The sequence below is a fragment of the Paenibacillus sp. TSM33 genome (assembly GCF_056099025.1).
Window position 1 is genome coordinate 13,248 of record NZ_JBLZXB010000014.1, and the last position, 19,401, is coordinate 32,648.

Sequence of the window (19,401 nt, forward strand, 5' to 3'; positions counted from 1 at the left end):
AATAGATAATAATATCCCCTTTTTTTGGATGGTTTCTCTTTATAATGAAAGCGCACCCATAACAATTAAAGGAGCTGATATGTTTTGACTCGTAATAAACGCTTAAGAAAATGGTCCACGACCCTGTTAACGGTGCCTATGCTCACAATGTTCGCCTCAGGTGTAATGGCCGATCAGGAAATGAACGGGCAGAAGCCTTTGGATTCTGCTGGAAGCGGCGTATTTTACGAAATTTATATTAATTCTTTTTATGATTCGAATGGGGACGGACATGGTGATTTAAAAGGCATTACACAAAAGCTTGATTACTTAAACGACGGCAAACCCCGTTCAGGCAAGGATTTGCAGGTCAGCGGTCTCTGGCTCATGCCACTGAATCCGTCTCCAAGCTACCATAAATATGATGTAACTGACTACTATCAGGTGGACCCGCAGTACGGGAATCTGAATGATTTCCGCACCTTGACGAAAGAAGCGAAACGAAAGGGTGTCAAGGTGATCATCGACCTTGTTATTAATCATTCAAGCAGCGAGCACCCTTGGTTCAAGGAGGCCAGTGCCAACCCGCAAAGCAAATACCATGACTATTACGTCTGGGCAAATGAGAATACAAATTTGGATGAGAAGGGATCATGGGGTCAGCAGGTATGGCATAAGAACCCGAATGGCGAAGGGTACTTTTACGGTACTTTCTGGTCCGGTATGCCGGATCTGAACTTTGACAATCCCGAAGTCCGCAAGGAAATGATCAAAGTCGGCAAGTATTGGCTGCAGCAGGGTGCAGACGGATTCAGGCTTGATGCAGCAATGCATATTTTTAAAGGGCAAACAAAGGATGGCGCCGATAAAAATATTGCGTGGTGGAATGAGTTCCGTTCCGAGATGGAAAAAATAAATCCAAATGTATATCTGGCAGGAGAAGTATGGGATAAACCGGAGACAATAGCTCCTTATTACGAATCGCTCCACTCTCTGTTTAATTTTGATCTGGGCGGAACGATTTTGAACTCCGTGAAAAACGGCCAGGATCAGGGTATCGCAACATTCGCTGAGAAAACGCTGAAGCTGTACAAATCATACAATAAGGCGGCACTCGATGCTCCGTTCCTAAGCAATCATGACCAGACCCGTGTTATGAGCGAGCTAGGCGGGGATGTGCGAAAAGCCAAGCTGGCTGCTTCCATTCTTTTGACGCTACCGGGTCAGCCGTTTCTCTATTATGGGGAAGAGATCGGCATGAAGGGAGAAAAGCCCGATGAGTATCTTCGGGAGCCTATGCGCTGGTACAAGGGAGAAGGCCCCGGTCAAACGAAGTGGGAGGAGCCCAAATACAACAGAGGCGAAGTATCGGTGGAAGCGCAGTTGCGGGACAATGATTCTCTGCTAGAAAGCTACCGTACGCTCATCCGCCTGAGAGAAGAACATGCAGCTCTTCGTAGCAATAATCTAGAACCAGTCCAAGCAGGTTCTGCCAACGTGGCGGCATACAAACGTTCTTCAGGCAAAGAAGTATTGTATGTATATCATAACCTGTCAGGGGAGTCGGTTACCCTCCAGATGAAAGATTGGGATAAGCAGAAACGGAAAGTGGTCTTCTCCACCTCAAAGGGTGCGAAAGTAAGGACAGAAACGGTGACGATTCCCGCTTACAGTTCTTTAATTACCAAAGAAGATAGAAAGAGCTGAGCTTCGCAAACTTACAGACACAATAAGGATAGATATTTATTGGTAAATACATGTGGGGGGGTGTGAAGAACACCCCTCCTGTAAAACGGTAATATATACTTAAATATAAGCTCGTAAGGAGGATGCAACCTGATCTCTTCCACTCATCAAAAGCGTATAGTTGCTGTGATAAATTCGTTACCGGTAAAGCAAAAGTATTCTAAATACGAATTGCTGATTAATGATTTCAAATTAAAGTCTTCGGGAGACGTTGAAATGTTCTATTCCCCGCATAATGAATATATCAATTCTTCCGCGAAAGTAGTGCTAGTTGGTATTACACCTGGTTGGCAACAGATGGAAATTGCCTTTCGAACTGCCATAATATCTTTGAAGGATCAACAGTCATATGAGGAAGCTTGTAAAAAAGCCAAATTTGCAGCAAGGATGGCCGGTTCCATGCGAGACAACTTAATAAATATGCTTCAAGAAATAGGATTGCATGATTTTTTGAAAGTGTCGCATGTACGTAAACTATTTGATTCAGATTGCTCGTTGTTACATACAACTTCCTTAATTCGTTTTCCAGTTTTTGTGAATAAAGAAAATTATAATGGACATCAGCCTCCTATTATTAACCATGCTTTTTTGTATGGGTCAGTGCTTGAGTCTTTTCTTCCTGAATTAGAATGTTTGGATTATCCACTTATTATTCCATTAGGAAAGTCAGTCGAGACCGTTCTTCGTCGCTTGCTTGATGAACAAAAAATTCAAGAAAACAAAATTCTGTGGGGATTCCCTCACCCGTCCGGTGCCAATGGTCATCGAATAAAACAGTTTCAAAATTCAAAGAAGTCAATGCAGGAAATCTTGAGTGAGTATTTATCCAATACAGAATCCACTAGATCTTAATATCCCCCTTTTTTTGGGGAAAGATTTCCTTTATAATGAAAGCGTATGCAATAACATCTTACGGATGACCTGCATGGCAGTAACCGATTCACAATTGAATTCGATCCGTGAGCAACCGTTTGATAGGTGGTGGCTCAATTTAGGAGTGGAAGGAAAATGAAAATGGACAATCGGAAATACAATGTAGTTATTATTGGTTATGGAGGTATGGGAAGCTACCATGTTCAATTAATTGAACCTATTGAGCAGCTTGCCATTGGCGGTGTATATGATATTGTTGATTATCGGATGGAATTGGCTGCAGCAGCCGGCTATAAAACCTATGCCAGTCTAGATGCCGTTCTCGGCGATCAGGACGTAGATATTGTATTAATAGCGACACCTAATGACGTTCATAAAGAAATCGCAATCCAAGCATTGCAAGCTGGCAAACATGTCATTTGTGAAAAGCCAGTTACAATCACGAGCGCAGATTTCTTGGATATTGTCGAGGTGGCTAAGCAAGAGAACCGTCTGTTTACAGTACATCAGAATCGCAGATGGGATGAAGACTACCGGATTGTCAAAGATATAATCAGCAAGAAGACGGTTGGCGATCTTTTCCACCTGGAATCACGGGTTCAGGGAGCTAACGGCATTCCAGGCGACTGGCGGCAATTGAAGGCGTATGGTGGAGGAATGTTGCTGGATTGGGGAGTCCATCTGTTGGACCAGCTACTCCAGATTACGGACAGCCAAATCGAAAGCGTGACCGCTACTTTAAGTTATATTCTGGGGACAGAAGTGGATGACGGCTTTAGCAGCTTCATTGAGTTCAAGGACGGTCTTACAGCGGTCATTGAAGTAGGTACAACGAATTACGTAAAGTTACCGCGTTGGTATATTAAAGGAACCGAAGGAACAGCAGTGATCAAGGATTGGGATTTGAGTGGAGAGATTGTCACTCGGAACCCAGATGTTGCGCACGTGGAACCCAAACCGATTCAAGCAGGTCAAGGATTGACCAAAACGATGGCACCTCCGTCTGAGGAATCCACCCTTAAGTTCCCGATTGAGAAAATACCTTCTGCTGCAGAAAGCTTTTACGAAAATTTTGTCTCCACTATCGAAGGAAAAGCCGAGCTTGCGATCAAGAGCGAAGAAGTGCACCGTGTACTGGTGCTGATTGAGACGATTTTTGAGGCGGCAGCGACCAAAAGCGTGATTCTAAGAGATATTTAACGAATCGTAAACGAATCTAACCCCCATTGTTCTCATATTGAGGATAATGGGGGTTATTGTTTTAACTTTCAATCTGCTCTGAATATGGCTAGTAGCACTTTAATCTATTTTTAAACTTCAACAGCTTCAGGTCTTTTCACTTGAAGGGGAGGAGGCAGCAACCATCCTTTTTCTTTATTCAATTGAAGAATCTTAACTCCTAAAGCAGTTTTGGTAGCATGATATTTTGCAAACAAGGCCCCTATATCCTCTCTAATGGATTGCCCCATAACTTGGCTACAAGCCACCAGCCCCAATGACGTATCAGACGCAATTTTAGCGCCTATCTCAGGATCAGTAAACCTTGCACCAACAGGAATATCTTCAAGTTTCACTGGAGGTCTTTCGGGTAAGGCTGGCGCTGGAGCAATCCCATTATCAGTAAGGAGCGTATCACACTCCTTAATTTCAAGTTTCGCTTGATCAATGAGTGCGTCCAATATCTTTTTCAAATCCTTATCTCCTGCATGATTCAGGAATGCTTGGTAGAAAGACAGAGCTCCTTTCGCGACCAATGAAAATTGCCAAACACCGGAAATTTCACCATAGTGCATAGGTTCATCTTTTGGATTTCCACTTAGTATTCCCATCTTAACCGCTCCTTCGATATTTTTTTCTTCCCGAACTTATAGTTCCAATTTACTCATCAAAGTATCCAAATAAAAATATAAAAGTGCAATGGAATAATGGACGAATTTTTGGAGAAATTATATGCATCACACTTTCAGGGAGGATTCCTTTTTATGAAAAAACAAATAGTCACTGCTGTAGCTTCCATGTTCTTCTTTGCAGCTTTAGTCGTTCCTTCATCAGCACAAAGTGCAAATGTAGATGTGGCCAATGACACAGCTAATAATGCTTATCACAACAACAATTCAACCTACAACGCTAACAGTGTACGAGCAAACGCCGTAGATAATGACAACGATATGGATTGGGGATGGATTGGCTTACTTGGGTTACTGGGACTGGCTGGAATGCGCAAAAGAGTATCTGACCATAAATAATTAGTAAACTACAATGGGTTTCAAAACAAAAACACCTTCAGGAGAATGCTTCCATTTCTAAATATGGAGGCCGATTTTGAAAGGTGTTTTTGTGTTGACAACTTAAGTCACTGCTTCAGAAAGCTTTTTTATAACCTCTATCCGTTCTGAGGTTTTGACCATTTCAGGTAACCCTGATAGAATTAATTATTCCCTATAATGACTCTAATAATATGTGTTATTTATACTTTAGAATAGAACGGGTGAGTCGAAATGCAAAACAACACTGATACTGAACTTTTAAATATTTGGCTGTCCCTTACTAAACTTCAATCGAATATAAACGACGAAGTCGAGCGTGCACTTCAAGAAAATTATAGTTTATCCTTAAATGAATTTTTGGTACTGTATTTCTTATCTCAAACTGAGGAAAAGAAATTGAGATTACAGCAGTTACAGGAAATGGTTGGGTTAAGCCAAAGTGCATTATCTAGACTGGTAGTCAGAATGGAAGCAAAAAGTTGTGGAGCTTTGCAAAGACATATATGTGAAGATGATCGTAGGGGAATCTATACAAGCATGACCGATTTTGGCGAAAAGAAATTTGACAGAGCGCTCGAAACCTTCAACCAAGTTTTGAAGTTAGCTCTCTTAAAAGATGAATTGAAACCAAAATTACAATCATTCATTGAAAAAATTTAATTCTTTCATACAATATTAAAGCTTGATACGAAAGTTAGTGCTTGACTAGAGCAAAATTTAACTCCGGGTCTAGAGAATACAATCTCTGGGCCTCTTATTTGTGTAAACGCATCGTGTAAACGGATAGTTGACAACATAAATATGCATGCTATATTATATGCATGTGCATACATTTAGTAATGCCTGCTATAAAACCTAGAAAGGGGTCTTTCTTAATGAAAGATTTATTTAGTCCTTATAAATTTAAAGGCTTGGAATTAAAGAACCGGGTCGTTATGCCTCCAATGTGTCAATATTCTGTTGACAAGAAAGATGGTATAGCTACCGATTGGCATTTCATGCACTATGTAAGTCGTGCCATTGGTGGAACTGGATTTATTATAATTGAAATGACTGATGTAGAACCGGATGGACGGATTTCTGACTTCGACCTGGGATTGTGGTCTGATGAGCAAATTCCTGCATTGAAAAGAATTGTAGATGCCTGCCATAGTTATGGAGCAAAAATAGGTATTCAAATTGCTCATGCTGGACGTAAAGCAGAAGATGCTGAAGTGCCTGTTGCTCCGTCCGCTGTTCCATTTGATGAGAAATCTAAATTACCTAGAGCTCTTTCAACACAAGAAGTTAAAGAAATGGTGGAGAAGTTCCGCGGTGCAGTAGCACGTGCTGTGAAGGCCGGATTTGATGCCATTGAATTACATGGAGCTCACGGATACTTAATTCATCAATTTCATTCGCCTCTTAGCAACCAAAGAGATGATGAATACGGAAAAGATCTCACAAAATTTGGTCGGGAAATTATTCAGGTAGCCAAGGCGGAGATGCCGGAAGATATGCCACTTATTATGCGCATTTCTGCTAAAGAATACGTAGAAGGAGGATACAGCATTCAAGAAAGCATTTCTTTTGCCAAAGAATATCAACAAGCAGGGGTAGATATTTTTGACATTTCTTCAGGCGGGGAAGGACCTATCGCTGCATGGGGTAGACCAGGTAGTCACGCAGCATACCAGGTGTCACTTGCTCGAGAAATCAGACAAGCACTCGAAGTTCCAGTCATTGCAGTCGGAAGACTTGATGATCCGATCCTGGCTAACGCTGTAGTAGGAAATGAGGATGCAGATCTTGTGGCTGTCGGGAGAGGAATGTTAAGAAACCCTTATTGGGCTCTTGAAGCCGCAACAAACTTGAAAAAAGAAATAACGATCCCGAAACAGTATACTACAGGTTTTTTAGATACAGTTACTGCTACTGAAAATATAGGGAGTGGCTCCATTTCTCGTGAAGATTTGATTTCTAAAAGTAAAAAAGAAGTGGTAGGTACCGAAAAATTAGGACGTTGTAGTTTATAGCAATTTTGGTCTGATAACGACTGCAATTATCGAAGTGGAAATGACCCAAAAGCAACCGGCATGCCGGTTGCTTTTTTATTTATGGTGGTCTAACCTTCAGTAAGCATATATTAACAAAATTCACTATACTGGAATGATCAGAGATTGCAGTAAAATGGAAGTAATAAAGGAGGTCTGTATGTATGAAGAAGTCTTATACCTCTGACCATATTAAAATCCCACCAGGATTTTGGACGGGATTACACGAATTAGGGATCTCTGCTCAGGACGTAGCTCATAAAGCACGACTGCCGCTCACCATTATTCATGAGCCCGTAGTCACAAGCGTACAATACTTCGCGATCTGGCAGGCTTATTCCGATCTCATTGGTGACACTGCCAAAGGAATCATCAAGCTTGCAACCGTTTTTGAAACAGCGAAGTACCCACCGACCGTCTTAGCAACTTACCACGCTCGTGACTACCGCGACTCTCTAAACCGAATGGCTCGGTACAAACAATTATGTCCCCCCGAAACCTTACGTGTCACTGAGGAGGGGGAGTACTGTACCATCGAACTGGAATGGCTTCATACCGAGCAGCCTGGTCCACCGATGCTGACGGGTATTACACTTGCATGTCTTCTGGAGCTTGGACGCCGAGGCACTGGTCAACCTTTGACGGCGCAGTTCGTAGAATTTTCACAATCCATGGGAGATGTGCAGGCTCTTGAAGCTTATTTTGGGTGTAGTGTACAGGTTGATGCAAAATGTAATCGGTTGACGTTATATCGAAGCGATCTGGACCTCCCTTTTGTTTCGTACAACGAAGAATTGCTGGAGATCCTGACTCCCGTCCTAGACCGATCGCTGGCTGAACAGCAGCGCTACTGCTCCATTACCGAAATGGTCAAAAGGATTATAAAACGTAGCCTCACCGGAGGACGCCCCGACATTCAGGCTGTGGCGAAGGAGCTCAGAATGAGCGATCGTACCTTGCAGCGCCGGCTTACTGACGACAATACGAGCTTTAAGCGACTGTTAACACAAGCTAGACATGAGCAGGCACTAGAATACTTGGCAGATCCCTCGCTTGATATTAAAGAAGTGGCCTTTTTGATTGGATATGAAGATCAGAATTCATTTTATCGCGCTTTTCGTCTTTGGGAAGGGGATACTCCTTCAAATTGGCGCACTACACATTTAGATACCAACTTGATATCAAAAGAACCGCTAGGAAGATCGACTATCTATTAATAGTTTCCCAACTCCATTCATTCTACAGAGAGCTTGTAATACTGACCTTATCCATCTGGCGTGTGAAACAAGAAATTTGTCGTATTATGCTAGTTACTGAACAATCCAGACAAGGTAATATAATCAGGACCCTTTAAAAGGCTGAGCTTAACATAGTTTTGAAGTAGATAAAAAGGAGAATTGTATGATGGATATGGGATTAAACAATAAAACTGCTTTAGTTACAGGATCAACGAAAGGTATAGGTAAAGCAATTGCGATTGAACTTGCCAAAGAAGGCGTGAATGTACTTATTAATGGACGGAATTATGAAGAGGTAGAACAAACAGTAAATGAAATAAAGACAAAATGCCCAACTACCTCTCCTCAAAATGCTACAGCCGATATTGTGGATAAAGAGCAAAGAAAAGCTTTATTTGAAAAATATCCCGAAGTTGATGTTTTGGTTAACAATATGGGCATTTACGAAATTATGCAGTATGAGGACGTTGACGATGAAGTATGGGAAAAATACTTCCGTACTAATGTTCTTGCTGCAAATGGATTAGCTAAATTTTACTTGCCTAAAATGTTGAAAAACGATTATGGACGCATTATTTTCATTGCGAGTGAAGAAGCAATTATGCCTTCAGGACAGATGCCTCAATATTGTATGACCAAATCCATGCTGCTATCATTGTCAAAAAGCTTATCTAAATTAACAAGAGGTACAGAAGTTACTGTCAATACGATCATGCCAGGACCAACACTTTCTGAAAATGTACACCAAATCATTGAGGGGCTTTACGTCAATGAAAATATGACTTTTTCAGAAAAAGAGAAACAATTTATGGCTGTAAATCTGCCTCAATCCGAAATACAGCGATTTATTAGACCTATAGAAATAGGTAGACTAGCTGCATTTGTATGTAGCCCATATGCGTCTGCATTTAAGGGTTCTCCAATCCGTATGGATGGGGGAATGGTACCGACTATTTTTTAATATTCCAAATGGAAGGTATATAGCCAGGTGGCCTGCCTACTGACGGTTGAAATGATATCGATGTTAAATGATGAACCGAAGCCAGAGCTTGATCTAATGTACCGGCAGAATTCGGGAACGTCTACACGGAAGATAATTTTTTGTTTATTTAAACGCGGGTAAGGAGCTAATGAAAATTCACCTTTGCATAAAGAAATTCGAACGCTGGATCAGGGCTGTGGAACTGGAATTAAGTCACCTACCAATCGCTACCAAAAACAGCCGATCGCTCGGCTGTTTTTTAACTAAACTGCTTCCTCATTCGTTGAATAATTAACGCTAAATAAAGAGCGGAGGGATGAATTTAAAGAAACGGTAAACCTATGACTCCCGCAATTGTTCTGACTCCCGGCGTCGCCGACTCATGAATACCAAAGATAATGCAATTACCGTAAGGACAATCCCAAGCACTTGAAATCCCTCGAAGCTGAACTTACCTCCCATTACGATACCTATCAACAATGAAGAGAGAATGGTTCCCAGATATCTTGATGTATTAAATAATCCGGATGCTACACCGATGATTTCTTTTGGAGAACTTTGGAACAAGGCTGCTTGCATACCTACATTGTTCAGCCCGTTGCTAATACCGAATGTAGCCAAAGCCAAACACACGCTGATCACCGGAGAAGTTGGATTTAATGTTACAAGCCATACCGATCCCAATGTCATCAGGATTGCGGATACCAGTAATGCCGGTCTGGGTCCTGATTTATCGATCCATCGTCCTGCTATTGGAGAAGAGAATAGCGAGCACAAGCCTAAGCTTAGCATAAGAATTCCTGTGTGGAACTCGCTGACATGACGTACCATTTGCAAGTAGGATGGAAGCCCGAAAAAAAGCGAGTAATAGAGTATGTTAATGAGCATGAATTCAACATTAACCCAAGTCATCGCAGGATATTTGGCGAATGTGCGTAAAGGAATAAAGGGTGACGTTGCTTTTAACTCATATCGTGCGAATGCCCCCAGTGCAACGAGACCTATTAGCCCGACAATGACATTTCCTGATGAGATATGCCCAGACGATTTTGCCGAGAGTAATCCAACGAGCAGAGCAACCAACCCCACTGTGAAGAGCAGAATCCCTCTGGCATCTATCAAATCAAACCATTTACGTAGGGACATGTTGCGTGCAACGGATATTGGCGATTCGTCCTTAGGAATAGTCCTCCAAGCCAATAAAAAGCTGGCCAACACAAACGGAATATTAACGAAAAAGATGGCAGGCCAATCCCACCAATGAATCAAGACCCCGCCAATAAAGGGACCAATTGCTGCTGCTCCTGATAGGAATATGGACAAAACAGACAGTGCAGTCGCTTGTTTCTCTGTAATATGAATTCGAACAATAGCCATTCCAACCCCAACCATCATGCTTGTTCCGATAGATTGCACAATGCGAAACACGATGAGCGATCCAAAGTTTGGTGACAATGGGGCTAGTAATGATGCAATGAAGGATACAACAAGACCTGTAAGAAATATCTTTCTACGACCGAATAAATCGCTGGCTTTGCCCATGACAGGTTGAGCGATGCTGCTTGCAATGTAGAAAGAAAAAATAATCCAGGAAACACCTGTAAAGTCAAGGCGAAATACCTTTTGCAGACTTGGAATAGCAACAGAAACCATCGAAGAATTTAATGGATTCAATAGTATCCCTAGACCAACTGAAATCATTAACCACCAGCTGCGAACACTCATTTCTGGTCCCCCTATAGCGAATTAATGTCATCGTACTCGAAATCGATTATTTATTCCAATGCATTTGATGTTATAATCTCATTGACTTGAGGGAATGAATGGAGGATGCGAATTGGAACTTCTTCAACTGCAATATTTTCTCGCTGTAGCTCGTTTGGAACATGTAACAGAAGCTGCACGAAGTCTGCACGTTACTCAATCGTCGCTGAGTAAAACGATTCAACGCTTGGAGGAAGATCTGGGGGTGCCTTTATTCGACCGAACAGGGAGGAAACTGCGATTGAATGAGTTCGGGAGCAAATTTCTTCACCGTGCAGAAAGGGCTTTGTTTGAATTAGAACAAGGGAAGCAGGAGCTCAGCGACTTATCCAATCCAGAACTTGGAACTCTCGAATTAGCTGTGACCACTGCAAGCACATTGCCAAATATCCTTCGAGAGTTTCGGAGAAAACGACCCTATATTCAATTTCATGTGCAAATGCTGACCACGCAGGAAATGGTTACACTTCTGCATAGAGGAGAAGTTGATTTTTGCTTATCCTCACCTCCTGTAGAAGGGAATGACATCGAATGTAAAATCGTATGTGTCGATCCCATTCTTGTAGCTGTTCCAAAGGGGCATCGGCTGGCGGACCGAAACAGCGTATCCTTGACAGAGCTAAGGGAAGAATGGTTTGTCGGTGTAAAGAGAGGCTACGGTACTCGTGATTTAGTGGACTCTGTATGCAAAGCGGAAGGATTTGTGCCTAAATATGTGTATGAGGGGGATGAACCTGCAAGGCTTAGTACTCTTGTAGAAGCCGAAATTGGTATAGCTTTCATACCGAGCACGGCACGAAATTCACATGAACAGCTCAAATATCTCCAGGTAGAGAACCACGAATTGATACGGGAGATTGCTTTATTATGGAACAGGAATCGTTATATTTCGCGAGCTGCTTTGGAATTCCGTGAGATAGTCGTAGAATATTTCTCGACGATTTCCAAAAAGACAATTTAATCTCATATATATTTTTGATGATCTATCATTGAAAATAAATAGTAAGAGATTGCGTTAATAAGGTATTCTAGAGACTAGATATTGTTATCCAACGAGCAGTTACTAACCAATTTTTGCTTTACCCCGTCATGAAATGATAATCGTCAAAATAGCGGGTAATATTTTCATTATTTCTATGATAATATGGTTAGGTGAATTGAATTAAACAGATTTTTACTTTTTGGAGGCGTTAAAATGAAGTACATACAAAAAAGAAGGGCACAAATTAAAGGGAACAACGCATCACTGGCCCTATAAACTGCGTGATCCCTGGCACTTTTAAGGGGTTTGCATGATGAAAAAATCGATTGAGGAACGCATTCCTAAATCTTTGATTTGGCTGTGCGTACTTGCATTTTTCAGCGTATTAAATGAGACGGTATTCAACGTATCGTTGCCCGACATTGCCGCTCAATTTAGAATTGAGCCATCCGCCGCAAATTATGTTAATACCAGCTTCATTCTTTCTTTTGCCGTAGGGACAGCCGTTTACGGAAAAATATCGGACATTTACGGCGTAAAAAAACTGGTTCTCATTAGTATGATGATATACGGCGGGGGATCGTTAATTGGCTTGCTTCTCCATGCCTGGTTTCCGATTTTGCTTGCCGCACGATTTATCCAAGGAGCGGGTGCTTCTGCCGTCCCGGGGTTGATTATGGTTATCGTTACCAAAAGTATCGAAAAGCAGCATCAAGGAAAGGCTTTTGGAATGATCGGATCGACTGTTGCTTTGGGAGAAGGTTTTGGTCCTATACTTGGAGGCTGGATCGCGGACTATGTACATTGGTCGTATCTGTTTTTCCTGCCAATGATGACGCTAGTCACACTACCGTTTGTCTTACGGACGTTGCCTGACGAACCTGTGAAAAAAGGTGGGTTTGATGTTCCGGGAGGCCTGCTTTTTGTTCTTGGAATTATTTCGTTCACTTTATTTACAACACATTACGAGTGGTGGTATTTGACCTTCAGTGTCATTCTTTTCATAGGATTTGTTTTGAGAATCCGAAGAGCTAAGGAACCTTTTGTAGACCCGACTTTATTCAAAAAGAGAAGGTTTATCGCGGGCGTATTTGTAGGGGGAATACTTCTAGGGACTGTGGCAGGATTTATGTCTATGATCCCTTACATGATGAGAGAAGTACACCAGATGTCGACAAGCCTTATCGGGGGCGGTGTTCTGTTTCCAGGAACGATTAGTGTGATTCTTTTCGGGATCGTTGGTGGTTCTTTGGTCGATAGGCGAGGAACTCGTTTTGTCATGATTGCAGGTTTATTGCTTCTCGGTACAGGACTTTTGATTGTTTCACTTTTCGCGGATCGTAACCTCTGGATCATCTCAGGGGCAGTGGTTTTAATTTTTGGTGGACTATCCTTTGTTAAAACGGTCATTTCAACCATTGTGGCAGGCTCGTTAAGTGCTGACGAATCAGGCTCAGGTATGGGTTTTTTGAATTTTTCCTGCTTTTTGGCGGAAGGGATCGGTATCGCAATTGTAGGCGGACTGCTTACACAGCTTAGGTTCAACTTTCCTATTCTCCCAATTGTTACTGACGTTGCAGCATATCTGTACAGCAATTTGACGTTACTGCTACTATTTACAGTGATAACAGGCGGTGCCATTTTCCTAATTATATTCAAGGGAGAAAAAACTTCCTTGGATCATCAATAAGAAAATAATAATTTTTATAAGCTGACATTGATACGTAATAATGTCAGCTTTTTTGTTCAAGAAACTAAACTTTTTACATCATAAGGTTAAATCTTTGTAGGTTAAATATGAAGAGTTCGATGATAGAATATGTTTCGTAAAACGTTTACAAATTAAGAGATGTGAAGCTGTTTTTGGGAATTGAACGCGTGGCAGAGCAGGGGAGTGCAAACGAGGAATCTTTCAATTAGATTCTTTCTGATATCAAACATTATATTAAGAGGAGGCAATATTATGCTTAAAGCAAAGCTAGTAAAAGGCGCAATATCGCTGATGCTCATCGGTGCATTGTTCTCGGTACCGATGATGCCTGTCGCCAGTGCTGCCGATGCCAGTTGCGCGAATGGTTACGTAGGTTTGACGTTCGATGATGGCCCAAATACTAGTAACACGACAAAACTGCTTGCTGCGCTGAAGCAGGCTGGCTTGCGCGCAACGATGTTCAACATCGGGCAGAACGCGCAGAATAGCCAGTCTCTAGTACGGGAACAAGCGGCCGCAGGCATGTGGATCGGCAACCATTCCTTTACGCACCCGGATATGACTACGTTGAGTGGCTCGCAAATGTCGTCGGAAATCGCACGAACGCAGCAGGTAATTCAGTCGATTACCGGAACTGTACCAAAGTTGTTCCGTCCGCCGTACGGTGCGACCAACGCGAACTTGAAATCCATCGAGAGCCAAAATGGTCTTACTGAAGTGCTGTGGAACGTCGACTCCCAGGATTGGAACGGTGCTACTACCGCCCAGATCGTAGCGTCTGCGAACAGATTGCAAAACGGGGACGTGCTTCTGATGCATGACCAGTACCAGACGACGCTCCAAGCGATCCCACAGATAGCACAAAATCTCAAGAGCCGTAGCCTATGCTCTGGCATGATCTCGCCGATCACCGGTCGCGCGATGGCGTCTGACAGCGCTACATCTCCTCCGAGCACAGGTACAAAAGTGGAAGTCGAGAGTATGACCAAAGGCGGTCAGTACACCGGCAATATCAGTTCGCCGTTCAACGGAGTTGCTTTATATTCTAACAATGATTTGGTGAAGTACACGCAATATTTTGCGAGCGCACCCATAATTTTTCACTCCGTGGTGCTTCAAGTAACTCCAACATGGCCAGAATTGATTTGAAAATCGGTGGGCAGACAAAGGGGACCTTCTACTTCGGCGGGAGCAATCCCGCGGTCTATACTCTAACCAATGTCAGCCATGGAACCGGAAATCAAGAGATTGAGCTCGTTCTAACAGCTGAAAACGGAACATGGGATGCATACATTGATTATTTGGAGATCAGCTAGAATCCGAAGAAAATTAAAACACACACAAAGAAGAAAAGGGTAAACTTGTTGTCACTATAATCAATGGACAAAAAGATATACACTTGGAAGTCGCCATATTGGCGGCTTTTTTTTGTTTTAACGATATTACTGAACGTTTCCCATGGGGCTGAGCATCGCGTATAATAAATAGTAAATTGTTATGGACTGAGTCAGCAATTCGTTTATTTTGGTTTGAGGTGAGTCTAGTGGCATCTATTCATGAAGTGGCAAAGCAAGCAGGGGTATCGGTGGCAACGGTATCCAAAGTGATTAATAATTATTCTGATGTCAGCAGTAAAACGAGGAATAAGGTGAACAAGGCGATCGAATTGCTGAACTACCAGCCGAATGTCGTTGCCCGCAGCCTCGTAAAAAAGCGTTCCTGGACGGTCGGGATGTTCCTGCTGGATTTCTTCACGAATCCTTTTATATCGGAGCTTCTTGATGGGTTAAGAAAATCTCTTGAAGATAGCGGTTATGACCTGCTCTTTCTATCCCCGAATCTTAGAAACCCCGATTATACCTTCACTAAGCATTGCATCAGCCGCAATGTAGATGGAGTTGTCATGTTTGGTGTCGATCGAACTAATCAAAATTTTTTGGATTTACTTCAGGCTGAGGTGCCGACGGTGATGATCGATACCGACCTGCTAGGACCTAGAACCGGATATGTAACAGCAGACAATCGCAGAGGTGCCTACTTGGGTGTTCAGCATTTGGTGGAACTCGGACATAAACGCATCGCCTTTATTTCCGGAGATTTGGGATGTCTGGTTGGTCAAACGAGATTTTCCGGGTATCAGGAGGGACTGCGCTCGAACGATCTTCCTTACTACGCCAAATATGTGGAGGTAGAGGAATACAGCTTTGAAGGAGGATATAAGGCGATGAAGCGCCTGCTACAGCTTGCGGAAGCGCCTTCCGGCGTGATCTGCTCTTCCGACTATATGGCGACTGGTGCGATTGAAGCAATTCGTGAAATCGGAATGCGAGTACCTGATCACATTTCCGTCGTTGGGTTTGACAATACGTTCTATGCGGAGCTGTCCATGCCTAAGCTTACGACGATCAATCAGAACATTACTCAAATGGGGATAAAAGCAGGAGAGCATCTCATCCGAATGATTGAGAATCCCGATTATTCACCGCCAACTGAGATTGTCCCGGCAGATCTGGTTGTACGAGACTCGACAGGACAGTATAAGGAATAGCTTTTTAAGAATTGACAAACACAAAAACAAATTGTATTTTAATTATGATGTAAGCGCTTAACATTTGGTCATTTGAATCAAATATTCTTCTGCTCGTTCTTGTTTTATTCCCGAGTTATGGACAGAAGGGAAAGCCTCATATTGCGTCAGAGGGAGGAAACTGGAATAGATTGATTGTAAAAAGAAGGTGGTGACCCGGAAGACGTGGGGCGATAAGTTATAAACATGAGGTAAGCGTGAAGAGGTTAATGGTTAAAACTATTCGAACAGGAGGGTTTAACTTTTGACTTTATTTTCGAAAACGTTTTCGCAATCAAGTTTATATGCTGTCACTGTTCTTAAATTCAGCCGATATGCAGATGAATATTGGAGCTACTTGCCGAAATTTTTCGCGTGACCATGCCATATTAAAGGAGAAGAGAATTATGAAAATATCGTTCAATTCCTTCACTAAGCCGTTAATCATGATCTTACTGATCAGTTTATTAACACTACTTTTTCAAGCGATCATACCTGCAACGCCTGCTTCAGCAGCTGCCTGCGCAAACCCTGTAAGTTATTTCGGTGAAATGAAAGCAAGTGGAAACAAGATTAACGGCTCCAAAACGAATCGGTCTGTGATGGTCAAAGGGGCTAGCTTCTTCTGGAGCAACTGGTCCGGTCCATTTTGGAATACCGCCACGGTGAATCGGATGGTGGATGAATTTCAAGTAGAGATCGTAAGAGCGGCATATGGCGTGGACCCCAGCGGAAATCCGTACAACACGGCCGATGAAGCCAAAGTTCGTGAAGTGGTCAATGCGGCAATCGCAAAGGGGATCTATGTTATTATCGATTGGCACTCACATGACGCGCACAACAACGCCAACGCCGCCAAAAGTTTCTTCAGCCGAATGGCACAGGAATACGGAAGCTATGATAACGTCATCTTCGAGATTTATAACGAACCTACACAAGTCTCGTGGGGAACAATCAAAAGTTATGCTGAGCAAGTTATTCCAGCCATTCGTCAACATTCCGACAATCTGATTATCGTTGGTACGCCATTCTGGTCTCAGAATGTAGACCAGGCAGCGAACGACCCCATTACATCCTCTAGTAATATCGCCTATACATTGCACTTTTACGCTGGATCTCATTTTCAGTCGCTCCGCGACAAAGCTAACTACGCGATGAGTAAGGGCATCCCGCTGTTTGTTACCGAGATGGGCTTTGTTAACGCGGATGGCGACGGCGGCATTAATTACGATTCCACAAACCAATGGCTTGACTGGATGAACCAGAATAATCTGTCATGGGCCAACTGGGCGATTAATGACAAGGCAGAAGGAGCAAGTATTTTCAATACGAACGGGAGTCTCACAGCAGGAGGTAACTATCTGAAAAGCATTCTAGCCGGGCACGCTCCGTATGCTGAGTGGAGGCAGAATTCGGCTTGCGGTGGTGGCGATGGGGGCAATACCGAGACTACATTGTATGACTTCGAGGATAGCATGCAGGGCTGGACTGGTTCGAATATCGAGGGTCCATGGATTGGAAAGGAGTGGTCATCTAAAGGCAGTAGTTCTCTTAAAGCGGATATCATCATGTCTTCCCATTCCCAGCATTACCTTCACCTCGCAAAAAATCATAACCTTATTGGTAAGAAAATGTTAAGTGTGTCCGCCAAACATGCGCCTTGGGGCTCCGTGGGTGATGGTCTCAATGCCAAAATTTACGTCAAGACAGGATCAGATTGGGCTTGGTATGCTGGCGAAGCCGTCAAGATAAATTCTTCTGGAGGTACGGCACTGTCGATCAACCTTGCATCTGTAGCCAACCTTGACGATGTTAGGGAAATTGGAGTTCAATTCATTGCTTCAGCGAACAGCAGCAGTAAGATAGCCGTTTACGTTGATAATTTGACGCTTCAATAACGCATTCCTAACTTTTCCTGGAGCTCTTGTCAAAACCAAATTGACAAGAGCTTTATCTCATTACCGATTGTATCAATAATATGACTTCACTCTACTAATTTGGAGATAACCTTATCTTAGTCCTCGGACATGGAGTAGGGTTGTTTTTCTTTGTTATAAAATAGGTATCCTTCGTTGAGTCACACAAAACGCCAGGAACGGCTGATGATTTTCATAAACTGCAGTCCAAGGTACAAAAATTACTGTAAAATGTTCCGAGTTGATTATTCCCTAACTAATCATTAACATTATGATATCGCGGATTAACGAGAGAAGACGGGGGTTATGATGAATAAAGCAAAAATTCTCATTATTGAAGATGATACACCAATAGCTGATTTATTATCATACGGACTTTCAATGGAGGGGTTTGAAACGCGAACTGCGGCAAATGGAGCAGCGGGGATGGTTGAACTTCAACAATTTCAACCCAATCTCTTGCTACTTGACTGGATGCTGCCGGATCAAAGCGGATTAGATATTTGTAAACAAGTAACTGCAAGTTATAACATACCGATCTTGATGATTACCGCGAAATCGGATATCACCGATAAAATCCTTGGGCTTGAATTCGGAGCGGATGACTATATTACAAAGCCTTTTGATTTAAGGGAGGTTATCGCTCGGATTCGAACAATCCTCCGGAGGGTAGATCAAGCAAACAACGGAAAAAATACGGAGAGTAAAGTAATTCGGTTTAAACAAATCGAAATCATTGTCGAGGAACATCTTGTCAAACAAAATGGTATTCCAATTGATTTGACTCCGAAAGAGTTTGATTTACTTATGACTCTGATTAATCACAGAGGCAAAACGTTCACACGTTCCGAACTGCTGGATATTGTATGGGGATACGATTTTGTCGGCGATACTCGGACCGTTGATACCCATATACAAAGGCTTCGCAAGAAGTTGGATGCAAGCGACCTGATCACTACCGTGTTTGGTATTGGATACAAATTCGAAAAATAGGTGAAAAGCAAACCAAGAATCAGCCCTTATATTGACGCGAACTTATTGGTAAACGACATGTGGATACTGGCTTCGGTCGGATATCAGAGCACCATCGGGAGAGCGAGCAAATTCCTCTAGTGAAACTACTCAAGGGTACCTATGTTGGTAGCATAAATTCAAAGTCGAACGCTTAACAGGAAACAACTGAGAATGAAACAACTGGAAATATGAAATAAATAAAGTACCTTCCAAGCAAGCCAAGAGCACATTACTCGCTCTTGGCTTCTTTTTTAGTAGCTGTCCTATTATTTAATAACATTATGACATGTACTTTTATCACAGTGACATTCCAATACATAAGAATTGTTA

The 19,401-nt window shown here is 42.5% G+C and carries 14 protein-coding genes and 2 pseudogenes; 14 read left to right on the top strand and 2 right to left on the bottom strand.

Translation table 11 applies throughout. The features are described 5' to 3' along the window. Positions 1-84: 84 nt before the first annotated feature. The 3 genes from ACN6NF_RS11790 (at position 85) to ACN6NF_RS11800 (ending at position 3,798) form a co-directional block, all read left to right on the top strand. Complete coding sequence (locus ACN6NF_RS11790; protein ID WP_474317856.1) at positions 85-1,686, top strand: alpha-amylase family glycosyl hydrolase; 1,602 nt, start codon at positions 85-87, stop codon at positions 1,684-1,686. Positions 1,687-1,941: 255 nt separating this feature from the next. Beyond that, entirely contained in the window at positions 1,942-2,577 is a 636-nt protein-coding gene (locus tag ACN6NF_RS11795; RefSeq protein ID WP_474317858.1) for a hypothetical protein, read from the top strand. A gap of 156 nt (positions 2,578-2,733) precedes the next feature. Beyond that, positions 2,734-3,798, top strand: a complete 1,065-nt coding sequence (locus ACN6NF_RS11800; protein ID WP_474317859.1) for a Gfo/Idh/MocA family oxidoreductase — start codon at positions 2,734-2,736, stop codon at positions 3,796-3,798. 110 nt (positions 3,799-3,908) lie between these two features. On the opposite strand, the gene ACN6NF_RS11805 is transcribed toward ACN6NF_RS11800, so the two are convergent. Next, positions 3,909-4,427: a DUF3231 family protein gene (locus ACN6NF_RS11805; RefSeq protein ID WP_474317861.1), complete on the bottom strand. Its 519-nt coding sequence runs from the start codon at positions 4,425-4,427 to the stop codon at positions 3,909-3,911. Between the two features lie 153 nt (positions 4,428-4,580). On the opposite strand from ACN6NF_RS11805, the gene ACN6NF_RS11810 reads away from it, so the two are divergent. The 5 genes and pseudogenes from ACN6NF_RS11810 to ACN6NF_RS11830 all read left to right on the top strand — a co-directional run bounded on the left by ACN6NF_RS11810 (position 4,581) and on the right by ACN6NF_RS11830 (position 9,097). Next, entirely contained in the window at positions 4,581-4,844 is a 264-nt protein-coding gene (locus tag ACN6NF_RS11810) for a WGxxGxxG family protein (RefSeq protein WP_016818763.1), read from the top strand. A 252-nt stretch (positions 4,845-5,096) separates the two neighbouring features. Continuing rightward, positions 5,097-5,525 (top strand): MarR family winged helix-turn-helix transcriptional regulator, encoded by a 429-nt coding sequence (locus ACN6NF_RS11815; RefSeq protein ID WP_474317863.1) that lies wholly within the window; start codon positions 5,097-5,099, stop codon positions 5,523-5,525. A 215-nt stretch (positions 5,526-5,740) separates the two neighbouring features. After that, a pseudogene (locus ACN6NF_RS11820) lies at positions 5,741-6,760 on the top strand (NADH:flavin oxidoreductase/NADH oxidase); the annotation flags it as partial. Between the two features lie 302 nt (positions 6,761-7,062). Further along, positions 7,063-8,115 carry an AraC family transcriptional regulator gene (locus ACN6NF_RS11825; RefSeq protein ID WP_474317865.1) on the top strand — a complete coding sequence of 351 codons (1,053 nt, stop codon included), beginning with the start codon at positions 7,063-7,065 and terminating at the stop codon, positions 8,113-8,115. Positions 8,116-8,302: 187 nt separating this feature from the next. After that, entirely contained in the window at positions 8,303-9,097 is a 795-nt protein-coding gene (locus tag ACN6NF_RS11830) for an SDR family NAD(P)-dependent oxidoreductase (RefSeq protein ID WP_474317867.1), read from the top strand. Between the two features lie 360 nt (positions 9,098-9,457). Here ACN6NF_RS11830 and ACN6NF_RS11835 read toward each other — a convergent pair whose 3' ends face one another. Next, positions 9,458-10,843: an MFS transporter gene (locus ACN6NF_RS11835; RefSeq protein WP_474317869.1), complete on the bottom strand. Its 1,386-nt coding sequence runs from the start codon at positions 10,841-10,843 to the stop codon at positions 9,458-9,460. A 112-nt stretch (positions 10,844-10,955) separates the two neighbouring features. Between ACN6NF_RS11835 and ACN6NF_RS11840 the strand changes: the two genes are divergently transcribed. The 6 genes and pseudogenes from ACN6NF_RS11840 to ACN6NF_RS11865 all read left to right on the top strand — a co-directional run bounded on the left by ACN6NF_RS11840 (position 10,956) and on the right by ACN6NF_RS11865 (position 19,050). Then, positions 10,956-11,843: a LysR family transcriptional regulator gene (locus tag ACN6NF_RS11840; protein ID WP_474317871.1), complete on the top strand. Its 888-nt coding sequence runs from the start codon at positions 10,956-10,958 to the stop codon at positions 11,841-11,843. A 334-nt stretch (positions 11,844-12,177) separates the two neighbouring features. Beyond that, entirely contained in the window at positions 12,178-13,554 is a 1,377-nt protein-coding gene (locus ACN6NF_RS11845) for an MFS transporter (protein WP_474317872.1), read from the top strand. A 273-nt stretch (positions 13,555-13,827) separates the two neighbouring features. Beyond that, a pseudogene (locus ACN6NF_RS11850) lies at positions 13,828-14,891 on the top strand (polysaccharide deacetylase family protein). 227 nt (positions 14,892-15,118) lie between these two features. Further along, complete coding sequence (locus tag ACN6NF_RS11855) at positions 15,119-16,123, top strand: LacI family DNA-binding transcriptional regulator (protein WP_474317874.1); 1,005 nt, start codon at positions 15,119-15,121, stop codon at positions 16,121-16,123. 425 nt (positions 16,124-16,548) lie between these two features. Beyond that, on the top strand, positions 16,549-18,039 hold the full coding sequence (locus ACN6NF_RS11860; protein ID WP_474317875.1) for a glycoside hydrolase family 5 protein: 1,491 nt from the start codon (positions 16,549-16,551) through the stop codon (positions 18,037-18,039). A 327-nt stretch (positions 18,040-18,366) separates the two neighbouring features. Then, positions 18,367-19,050: a winged helix-turn-helix domain-containing protein gene (locus tag ACN6NF_RS11865; RefSeq protein ID WP_474317913.1), complete on the top strand. Its 684-nt coding sequence runs from the start codon at positions 18,367-18,369 to the stop codon at positions 19,048-19,050. Positions 19,051-19,401: the final 351 nt, after the last annotated feature.